Source organism: Salipiger bermudensis (genome assembly GCF_020171625.1).
Taxonomy (GTDB): domain Bacteria; phylum Pseudomonadota; class Alphaproteobacteria; order Rhodobacterales; family Rhodobacteraceae; genus Salipiger; species Salipiger bermudensis_B.
Window position 1 is genome coordinate 112,537 of the sequence record NZ_JAIUZY010000014.1, and the last position, 10,075, is coordinate 122,611.

Below are 10,075 nucleotides of genomic sequence, written 5' to 3' on the forward strand. Positions count from 1 at the left end.
CCCCCTCTTACAGGCCCCGGCGGGCACTGCCAAGGCATCTCCGGGCGCGGCACCGGCGGCGCGGCGGCGATCGCCCCGCGCAGCTTGATCGGGCGCGGCCGGGCGGGTAATCTGAACGGGACAGTTCAGACCCGGACGCCTCACCGGGAGCACGCCAGACCCGTTATTGAAATGGTCGCATTGCACGGGCACCGTTTCGCGTTATCCCTTGTCCCATGGACCCGAGCCGAGTGGGAAGCCCTGAACCATGCGTATCATTTCGATCCTGACGGCGCTCGTCGTGATGGCCGTGCTCTATGGCGTGGTGATCGAGCGCGACCGCCTGCTCGGTTTTGCCGGTGTGTCCACCCCTGCCGAGAGTGCAGATCCTGCCGAAGCGCCCGGCTCGACGCCCGCGGGGACTGCGCAAACCACGGAGCAAGCTGCCGCCGCTGCGCCCGCCGAAGAGGGAACCGTTGCGGTCATCGCGCGGCACTCCACCGCGCAGGAGATCGACGACGCGGTGCTGCTGCGCGGCCAGAGCCAGGCCTTCCGCGAGGTCGACGTGCTATCCGAGACCACGGGCCGGGTGATCTCGGAGCCGCTGCCCAAGGGAAGCGCGGTCGACGCCGGCCAGCTGCTCTGCGAGCTCGATCCCGGCACCTCGGGCGCCTCGCTGCTCGAGGCCGAGGCCGCGCTGGCCGAGGCGCAGGCGCAGCGCCCGCAGGTCGAGGCGCGCGTGCCCGAAGCGGAGGCCACGCTGGCGCAGGCCGAGGCCCAGCTCGAGGAAGCGCAGATCACCCTGACCGCCGCCGAGAAGCTCTCGGAGAGCGGCTATTCCTCGCGCACCACGCTGGCCTCGGCCCGCGCCGGGCAGCGCGCCGCCGAAGCCGGGGTGCGCAGCGCCGAGGCCGGGCTGAAATCCGCCGACAGCGGCATCGACAGCCTCGAGGCGCAGATCGAGAGTGCCCGCGCCGCCGTCGCCCGCGCGCGCACCGAAGTCGAGAACCTGTCGATCACCGCGCCCTTCGCAGGCGTGCTCGAGGACGACACCGCCGAACTCGGCGCGCTGATGACCGTGGGCACGCGCTGCGCCACGGTGCTGCAGCTCGATCCGATCCGGCTGGTGGGCTATGTGCCCGAGGCCGATGTCGCGCGGGTCAGCCCCGGCGCCCGCGCCGGTGCACGACTGGTGGGCGAACAGCAGGTGACGGGCGAAGTGACCTTCATCGCCCGCCGCGCCGACGAGACCACCCGCACCTTCCGGGTCGACATCACCCTGCCGAACCCGGATCTGGCGATCCGCGCCGGCCAGACCGCCGAGATCGCCATCGAGGCCGACGGCGCCATGGCGCATCTGCTGCCGCAATCCGCGCTCACCCTCGACGATGACGGCCGCCTCGGCATTCGCGCGGTCGCCGCCGATGGCACGGCGCAGTTCCTGCCGGTGAGCGTGCTGCGCGACACCCGTGGCGGCATCTGGGTCTCGGGCCTGCCCGAGCGCGTCGACGTGATCACCGTGGGACAGGAATACGTCACCGACGGCGTGCCCGTCCGGCCAAGCTTCGAGGAGGTCGTTCAGTGACCGGCCTCGTCGACTGGGCCGCCGAGCGCGCCCGCATGGTGCTGGCCTTCATCTTCCTGTCGCTGGTCGCCGGCGCCTATGCTTATGCCACCCTGCCCAAGGAGGGCGAGCCGGATATCGAGATCCCGGCGCTGTTCATCTCGGTCCCCTTCCCCGGCATCTCGGCCGAGGATGCCGAGAAGCTTCTGGTCAAGCCGATGGAGACCGAGCTGGCCGATCTCGACGGGCTCAAGACGCTCTCCGGCGTGGCCTCCGAGGGCTATGCCGGCGTGGCGCTGGAGTTCGAGTTCGGCTGGAACAAGACCGAGACCATGGCCGATGTGCGCGACGCCATGAACACCGCCGAGGGCAGCTTTCCCGACGGCGCAGAGAGTTACTCGATCAACGAGATCAACTTCTCGGAATTTCCCATCCTGATCATCTCGCTCACCGGTGCGGTGCCCGAGCGCACCATGACGCAGGTGGTCAAGGATCTGCAGGACCGGGTCGAGGCGCTCGACTCGGTGCTCGAGGCGGGCATCGCCGGCAAGCGCGACGAGATGGTCGAGGTGATCATCGACCCGCTCCGGCTCGAGAGCTACAACGTCACCGCCAGCGAGCTGATCAACGTGGTGCAGAACAACAACCTGCTGGTCGCCGCCGGCGAGGTGAAGACCGAGACCGGCGCCTTCTCGGTCAAGATTCCCTCGAGCTTCGACGAGCCGCGCGACATCTACGACCTGCCGGTGAAGGTGAACGGCGACCGGGTTGTGACGCTGGGCGAGCTGGCCACCATCAGCCTGACCTTCGAGGATCGCGAGGGCACCGCGCGGTTCAACGGCGACAGCACGGTGGCGCTGCAGGTGGTCAAGCGCAAGGGCTTCAACCTGATCGACACCGCCAGCGACGTGCGCGCGGTGGTGGCGCAGGCCGAGGCCGACTGGCCACCCGAGCTGCGCGCCGCGGTCACGGTCTCGGCCAGCAACGACCAGAGCCGCATCGTTGACAGCATGGTCAAGCAGCTCGAGGGTTCGGTGCTGACCGCCATCGCGCTGGTGATGATCGTGGTGCTGGGCGCGCTTGGCACCCGCGCGGCGCTGCTGGTGGGCTTTGCCATCCCCACGAGCTTCCTGCTCTGCTTCCTGCTGTTGCTCGGCATGGGAATCACCGTGTCGAACATCGTCATGTTTGGCCTGATCCTTGCGGTGGGGATGCTGGTCGACGGCGCCATCGTCGTCGTCGAGTACGCCGACAAGCGCATCGCGCAGGGCACCGGGCCGATGCACGCCTATGTCGAGGCCGCCAAGCGCATGTTCTGGCCCGTCGTGAGCTCGACCGCCACCACGCTCTGCGCCTTCCTGCCGATGCTGTTCTGGCCCGGCGTGGCGGGGCAGTTCATGGGGATGCTGCCGGTGACGCTGATCTTCGTGCTCTCGGCCTCGCTGGTGGTGGCGCTGATCTACCTGCCGGTGATGGGCGGGGTCTCGGGGCGGTTCTCGCGCGGGCTCAACCGCCGCGGCGAAGCCCTGCGCCGCCGCCTGCCGAACTGGTGGGCGCGGGCGGCGCTGGTGCCGCTGGCGCTGCTGGGCATGTTCGTGGGCGCCATGATGGTGCTGAACCCGGACCTGCTGTTCCACGCGCCCTTCACCGGCTACGCCGCGCGCCTGCCGGGCGCGCTGGTCTTCCTCGTCTTCGCGGTGATGGCCTCGATCACGCTCGACGCCGCCCGGATCGAGCGTCGGCGCGAGGGCATCGAGGCGCGCTACCGCCGCACGCCCTTCGGCTGGCTGATCCAGCTCATCACCGCCAACCCGGTGATGCCGGTGGTGACCATCGCCGCGGTCGTGGTCTTCGTCGTCTCGGTGTTCGGCTATTACGGCGAGAACAACAACGGCACCGAGTTCTTCACCGAGAGCGAGCCCGAGCAGGCCATCGTCTATGTCCGCGCCCGCGGCAACCTTTCTCTGGCCGAGAAGGACGCGCTGGTCCGGCGCGCCGAGGAGATTGTTCTCGCCCATCCCGGCATCGAGACCGCCTTCGCCTTCTCGGGCGATGGTGGCCTCAGCTCCAACACCGGCGGCGCCGAGCCGCCCAAGGACACGATCGGGCAGATCCAGCTCGAGATCGTGCCGTGGGAGAACCGCCGCGACCGGCCCGAGCTGGACGGCGATCTGGTGCTGGCCGAGCTGACCGAGGCGATGCAGTCCCTGCCCGGCATCCAGATCGAGATCATCGACCTCGCCATGGGGCCGGCCTCGGCCAAGCCGGTGCACCTGCGGCTGAAATCCGACAACTGGACCGATCTGCTCGCCGCCACCGAACTGGCCCGGGCGCGGTTCGACAGCATGGCCGGACTGCGCCAGATCGAGGACACCCGCCCCCTGCCCGGCATCGACTGGCAGATCGATGTCGACGTTGAAAAGGCCGGGCGCTACGGCGCCGACGTGGCCACCGTGGGCGCCATGGTCCAGCTCGTCACGCGCGGGCTGACGCTCGACACCATGCGGGTCGACAGCTCGGACGAGGAGATCGACATCCGCGTGCGCCTGCCCGCCGAGGACCGGGTGCTCTCGACGCTGGACAGCCTCAAGGTGCGCACGCAGGACGGGCTGGTGCCGCTGTCGAACTTCATCACCCGACAGCCGGTGGAGAAACTCGCCGAGATCAACCGCGTCGACCAGAAGCGCCATTTCGACATCAAGGCCGGGGTGCGCGAGGGGCTGGTGAAATTCGTCAGCGACGGCGCGACCGTAGGATATGGCACGCAAGCCGCGTCCGGCCCCGGCGACCTCAGCCTGCGCGGCACCGGCTACGACCTGACCCGCACCGAGCCCGGCGCCGATCCGGTCGCGCTGGCCGAGAGCGGCGCGTTGCAGGTGGCGCCGGTCAATGCCAACGAGCGCATCGCGGCGCTGACCACGTGGCTCGAGACCAGCCCGCTGCCGCGCGGGGTGAGCTGGGAATGGACCGGCGATCAGGAGGAGGAAGCCGACAGCCAGGCCTTCCTCGGCCAGGCCTTCTCGGCGGCGCTGGCGCTGATGTTCATCATCCTGCTGGCTCAGTTCAACAGCTTCTACAACGCGGTGCTGGTGCTTCTGGCGGTGGTGCTCTCGACCGCCGGGGTGTTCCTCGGGATGATCGTGATGGACCAGACCTTCTCGATCATCATGACCGGCACCGGCGTGGTGGCGCTGGCGGGGATCGTGGTGAACAACAACATCGTGCTGATCGACACCTTCCAGGAATACTCGCGCTACATGCCGCGGATCGAGGCGATCATCCGCACCGCCGAGGACCGGATTCGCCCGGTCCTGCTGACCACCATCACCACCATCGCCGGGCTGTTTCCGATGATGATCGGCCTCAGCCTCGACTTCTTCGGCGGCGGCTATGCCATCGACAGCCCGACCTCGCTGTGGTGGAAACCGCTGGCCACGGCGGTGGTCTTCGGGCTTGCCATCGCAACGGTGCTGACGCTGGTCTTCACGCCGGCGATGCTGGCGCTGCGGGTCTGGTTCAACACCTATCTCGGCTGGATCGCCCGGGCGTTGGCGGCGCTGTCTCTGGGCCGCGGCAGCCGCGCGGCGCAGGACTGGGCGCTGGCGCGGGCGGCGCGGAAGGTCAAGGCGCCGACCATCCTCTGGGAAGAGCTGCCGCCCTTTCCCAGCCGCCCCGCGCACACGCCCGACACGACCGGCGGCGCGGACGCCCTGAAAGCGGCGGAGTGAGGCGCGCGGGTTGAGGCCCGTCGCCCCGGACCGCGCATGGCGGGCGCGCCTGTCCCGGGCCACCGCGTCGCGGGGCGGCTGGCTTTACTCCAGCAGCGTGAAGCCCGACTCGGCCAGGTCGCGCCCGTTGACCTGAAGGATCACCGCGTGCGGCCCGGGATGCAGCCGGAAGGTGCTGGCATCGCCCTTCATCCGGTGACCCTTGGAAAGCGTCAGGCGCTTGCCCGGGGCAAGCGCGGCGGCCTTCAGCTTGAAGACCTTCTCGGCGCTGCCCGCGGGCCGCGCAAAGCGCAGGCGGTAGTCGACCAGCACCGGCCCGGCCTCCGGGCTTTCGAGACTGGCGGCGATGGTCAGAACCTCTCCGATCCGCAGCTCGGGCTGGATTTCGAGCCGCGCGGTGACCGGCAGGTCCGGCCGGTAGCCCAGCAGCGCCAACGCGCCGGTCTCACCGCGCTTGACCGCGGTACGCAGCGCGTGGCGGGTGATCCAGTCGAGCTCGCGCGGGGCTTGCGCACCGCTTTCGTGCCACGCGGTCAGACGCCCGAGCACCACGTCGGGATGCGTCTTGCCGAGGTCGTTGAGATGGTTGGCCACCGAGCGGGTCACAAAACGGGTGTCGTCGGCGTGCAACACATCGAGCAACGGCAGCGGCGCGCGCGGGTCGAGGGTGATGCCCATGCCCCAGGGCAGCTTCGGGCGCGTGCCCTCGGAGACCAGCCGGCGGACGTGGTAGTGCGGATCGCGCACCCAGCCCTGCATCCGCGCCAGCACCAGATCGGGCCAGCGATTGAGGAAGGGCCGGATGGCGTATTCCATCGAGAAGCGCTGCGTCGCCGCGTGCAGCAGGTCGAGGGCGCGCTCTGGATGTTCGAGGCCATGCCGTGCCGCCAGCACCCCGTGCACCGCGTGGATGAAGCGACCGAAGTCGTCATCCTTGCGGGCGGGGTCGAGCGGCTCTGGAAGCGTTGCTTCAAGAGAATCGGCCATAGCATTGAAATCGCTTGGCAGTTGCGCCTCGAGCGCATCCGCCAGAACGCCGAGCCGGGCATGGACGCCGAGCCCGTCGAAGCGCGGCAACACGTGATCGAGAAAGCGCCCGGCATCGAAGCCGGGCAGCACCGAGGCCTCCTGCGCCAGCGCCCCGGCGTTCTCGGCGTTGAAGAGCTGGTCGGCGAGGGAAAACCCCGCGCCGCCGCCCTTGCCGTCAGGACCGCGGGCCATGCGCGGCGCAGCTTTGGGGGCGCTGCCCCCGCCGCCCGTTCCGGGCGACTCCCCCGGGATATTTCGGGCCAGAAGAAGCTGCGGGCGCGTCAGATGGTGGCAAAGGTCTCGCCCCCGTCGAGCACGATGTTCTGGCCGACGATGTAGCCGGCATGGGCGGAGCACAGGAAGGCGCACATCTTGCCAAACTCGGCGGGATCGCCGTAGCGCCCGGCGGGAATGCCGGCGGCGCGGATCTCGCGGGCCTCGGCGCGGGTGATGCCCTTTTGCTTGGCCATCACGTCGTCCAGCTGGTCGATGCGGGCGGTGTCGTGCACGCCGGGCAGCAGGTTGTTGATGGTCACGCCCTTGTCGGCGACCTGGCGCGAGGTGCCGGAGACGAAGCCCGTGAGGCCGGCGCGGGCGGCATTCGACAGGCCCAACGGCAGCAGCGGCGCTTTGACCGAGCGCGAGGTGATGTTGACCACACGGCCCCAGCCGCGTTCCATCATGCCGGGCACCAGCGCCTGCATCAGCGCGATCGGCGACAGCATCGAGCCGTCCAGCGCGTCGATGAAATCGCCGCGGTCCCAGTCGGTCCAGTAGCCCGGGGGCGGCCCGCCGGCATTGGTCACGAGGATATCGCAGGCCCCGGCGGCGGCCAGCACCTCGGCGCGGCCTTCCGGATCGGTGATGTCGGCGGCGATGGCGGTGACCTCGACGCCGGAGGCCTCGCTGATCTCGCCCGCGGCCTCTTCGAGCGGGCCGGCGCTGCGGGCGTTCATCACCAGCGTGCAGCCGGCCTCGGCCAGCGCCTCGGCGCAACCGCGCCCCAGCCCCTTAGACGAGGCGCAGACCAGCGCGCGTTTGCCGGAAATTCCAAGATCCATGTCGTCAGTCTCCTTCTCTGTCCCGGGCCTGCCCCGGGCGGGCCGGGACGAGACCGGCCGAGACTCCATTTGATGCCACAATGGTTTGGCATACAATGGCCGGAACGACATCCGGCGCGGCAAATCCTGCGTCAGGCGTCGGCAGAGCCTAAGACCGAAGACCAATGACAGCCCAACACGCAGAGGCCGACCCCACATGACCGAGGCTGAAGGCGCACGCGTCGCGCATGGCGTCACCGTCTACCGCGCGGACCAGATCCGCGTCATCAACGGCGCGAATCTCGGCGACGGGCTGAGCTTTGCCGAAGAGCTCGTGCCGGACGACATCTATCGCCTTTCACCGGTCGCGGCGCAGCACCGCCTGAGCCTCTACCCGGCCTCCAGCTCGCCCTTCCGCATCGCCGCGGACAGCGAGATCGGCACGCCCGGCGCGGATCTGCACCTCGACTGCGTGCTGACCTTCATGTCGGGCGATGGCCACACGACCGAAGGTCTGGTGCTGGTCGAGACCGACGCGGCGGGCGACGTGGCCGCGATCCTGTTCCTGCCGCTGGCCGCGCTCGACCCGCGGCAGGATCTCGCGCTGGTGGGGATCACCCGCGACGGCGCGCTGCAGAAGTTCGCGCAATCCGCCTGCGTGTCCTTCACCCGCGGCACGATGATCACCATGGCCTCCGGTGCACAGCGCCCGGTGGAGGCGCTCTCGGTGGGCGACCGGGTCCTGACCCGCGACGACGGCCCGCAGGAGATCCGCTGGCTCGGCCATCACACGGTGCGGGCCGTGGGCGAGTTTGCCCCGATCCTGATCCGCGAAGGGGTGCTGAACAATTCCGGCGATCTGCTGGTGAGCCCCGATCACCGGCTCTTCATCTACCAGCGCCGCGACCGCATCGGCGCCGGGCGCTCGGAGCTGCTGGTCAAGGCGCGTCACCTGGTCAACGACGACAGCATCCGGCGGGTGCAGGGCGGCTTCGTCGACTATTACCAGATGCTCTTCGATCACCATCAGATCATCTATGCCGAGGGCATCGCGGCGGAATCGATGCTGATCGATACCCGCACCCACGCGGCGCTGCCCGAGGAGCTGCACCAGCGGCTCTCGGAGCTTCTGCCCGGGCACAGCCGGAGCGATCACCGCGCCCTCGAGGTCGAGGAGGCCTTGCTCGACCGGCCGGACCTGGCGGAGCTGCTGCGCAAGTCCTCGCGCGGGTGAGGCTGCGTCACGCGGCGGGCGGGTCGTCCTGTGCGGCTTCCGCCTGGTCGACCGCCCAGCTCGTCGCGACTTCGACCGCCACCGGAGAGGTGGTCGGCAGGACCGTCAGGTAAGCGTCGGTCTCCTCGACCTGGATCGCCGGGCGCTGCGTCATCCGGTAGAGCGCGTAAAGCCCGATGCCGGCGAAGGTCAGCGTCAGCACCAGCCAGAACCCGTGCGGGCCGAGCGCCTGCATCGCCCAGCCGCTGAGCAGCGGGCCGGCGATCGCGCCGAGGCCGAAGACGAAAACCAGGCCGCCCGAGGCCGCGGGCATGTCGTCGGCGGGCAGGTCGTCATTGGCGTAGGCCAGAAACAGCGAATAAAGCGGCGTGGTCACGCCGCCGGCGAGGAAGGCAGCGACGAACAGCATCTCGGAGTTCCCGTCGGTCATCAGTCCGAGGGCGCAGGCACCCGCCCCCATCGCGGCGGCCGCGAAAATCAGCTTGCGGCGGTCGAGCACGTCCGAGAGCCAGCCTATCGGGTATTGCAGGACGAGGGCGCCGCCGAAAAGCATCGCCACGAAGAACGCGATCTGCGGCGTGGTGAGACCGATCTGGGTGCCGAAGACCGCGCCCATGCCCGATTGCGTGGCGTAGATGCTGCCGAGGAAGAACGTGCCCACGGTGGCCAGCGGCGCAAGCCCGAAGAGCCGGCGCAGCGACATCGGCCGCGCCACGCTGACCGCGGGGGTGGGCGTGGCCGAGAGCAGGATCGGCCCGAAGGAGAGCGACACGAGGATCGAGGCGCCGATGAACAGCACCGATGTGGCGGCGTCTCCGAGTGTCAGCAGCCATTGCGCGCCGATCACGCCAAGGGTCTGGGCGATCATGTAGGCCGAGAGGATCTTGCCGCGGGTGTCGTTGGTGGCGGCGTGGTTGAGCCAGCTCTCGGCGGCGACATAGACGCCGGACATGCAAAAGCCGAGGATCAGGCGCAGCGGGGTCCAGGCCCAGGGTTCGGTGACCAGCGGGAAGGCGATCAGGCCGGCGGACATGAAGCTGCCGAGCGCGGCGAAGACCCGCACATGCCCGACGCGGCGAATCAGGATCGGCGTCACACGCGCGCCGGAGAGGAAGCCGATATAGTAGCCCGAGGTGATCACGGCCAGCGCCGCGGCGGAAAAGCCCTCGATGTCGCCGCGAACACCGATCAGCGTGAACTGCATGCCATTTCCGAGCATGATCAGGAACGTGCCAAGAAGCAGTGCCCAGACGCTGCCAAGAACGGAAATCATGCGGCTCCCCTTGAATGACCGGTTGGCTGTTCCCGGATGCTTGCAGCAGCCGGACGCACTCCGCACGCCCCGCTGCGCCGTCGGACACACTCTTCGCGACATTGGTGAAGAATTCAGCGCCAGCGCGGCAGCTTCGAGGGCCCGCAAGGCCTGTTGCGTCTGGAATATCCGAACCGGAAGGGGGCGCTGCCGCTGTCGGACCGGAGGTGCAACTTTCAAAGAGAAGAG

At 69.2% G+C, this 10,075-nt stretch carries 6 protein-coding genes; 3 read left to right on the forward strand and 3 right to left on the reverse strand.

Annotation, left to right across the window (positions count from 1 at the left end; all coding sequences use genetic code 11):
• The first annotated feature begins 247 nt into the window (after positions 1–247).
• Together LCM15_RS19770 and LCM15_RS19775 are read left to right on the forward strand one after the other, a co-directional pair.
• Positions 248–1,564, forward strand: a complete 1,317-nt coding sequence (locus LCM15_RS19770; protein ID WP_224859484.1) for an efflux RND transporter periplasmic adaptor subunit — start codon at positions 248–250, stop codon at positions 1,562–1,564.
• Positions 1,561–5,271: an efflux RND transporter permease subunit gene (locus LCM15_RS19775; protein WP_224859486.1), complete on the forward strand. Its 3,711-nt coding sequence runs from the start codon at positions 1,561–1,563 to the stop codon at positions 5,269–5,271. The genes LCM15_RS19770 and LCM15_RS19775 overlap by 4 nt, the downstream gene beginning before the upstream one ends.
• Before the next feature lie 84 nt (positions 5,272–5,355).
• On the opposite strand, the gene LCM15_RS19780 is transcribed toward LCM15_RS19775, so the two are convergent.
• A complete protein-coding gene (locus LCM15_RS19780) occupies positions 5,356–6,492 on the reverse strand; it encodes a hypothetical protein (RefSeq protein WP_224859488.1) in 1,137 nt (378 codons plus the stop codon).
• Between the two features lie 89 nt (positions 6,493–6,581).
• On the reverse strand, positions 6,582–7,361 hold the full coding sequence (locus LCM15_RS19785; protein ID WP_224859490.1) for an SDR family oxidoreductase: 780 nt from the start codon (positions 7,359–7,361) through the stop codon (positions 6,582–6,584).
• Between the two features lie 196 nt (positions 7,362–7,557).
• Here LCM15_RS19785 and LCM15_RS19790 point away from each other — a divergent pair, with 196 nt between their 5' ends.
• On the forward strand, positions 7,558–8,574 hold the full coding sequence (locus LCM15_RS19790; RefSeq protein ID WP_224859492.1) for a Hint domain-containing protein: 1,017 nt from the start codon (positions 7,558–7,560) through the stop codon (positions 8,572–8,574).
• A gap of 7 nt (positions 8,575–8,581) precedes the next feature.
• Here the strand turns inward: LCM15_RS19790 and LCM15_RS19795 are convergent, their stop codons facing one another.
• A complete protein-coding gene (locus tag LCM15_RS19795; RefSeq protein WP_224859494.1) occupies positions 8,582–9,847 on the reverse strand; it encodes an MFS transporter in 1,266 nt (421 codons plus the stop codon).
• Positions 9,848–10,075 lie beyond the last annotated feature (228 nt).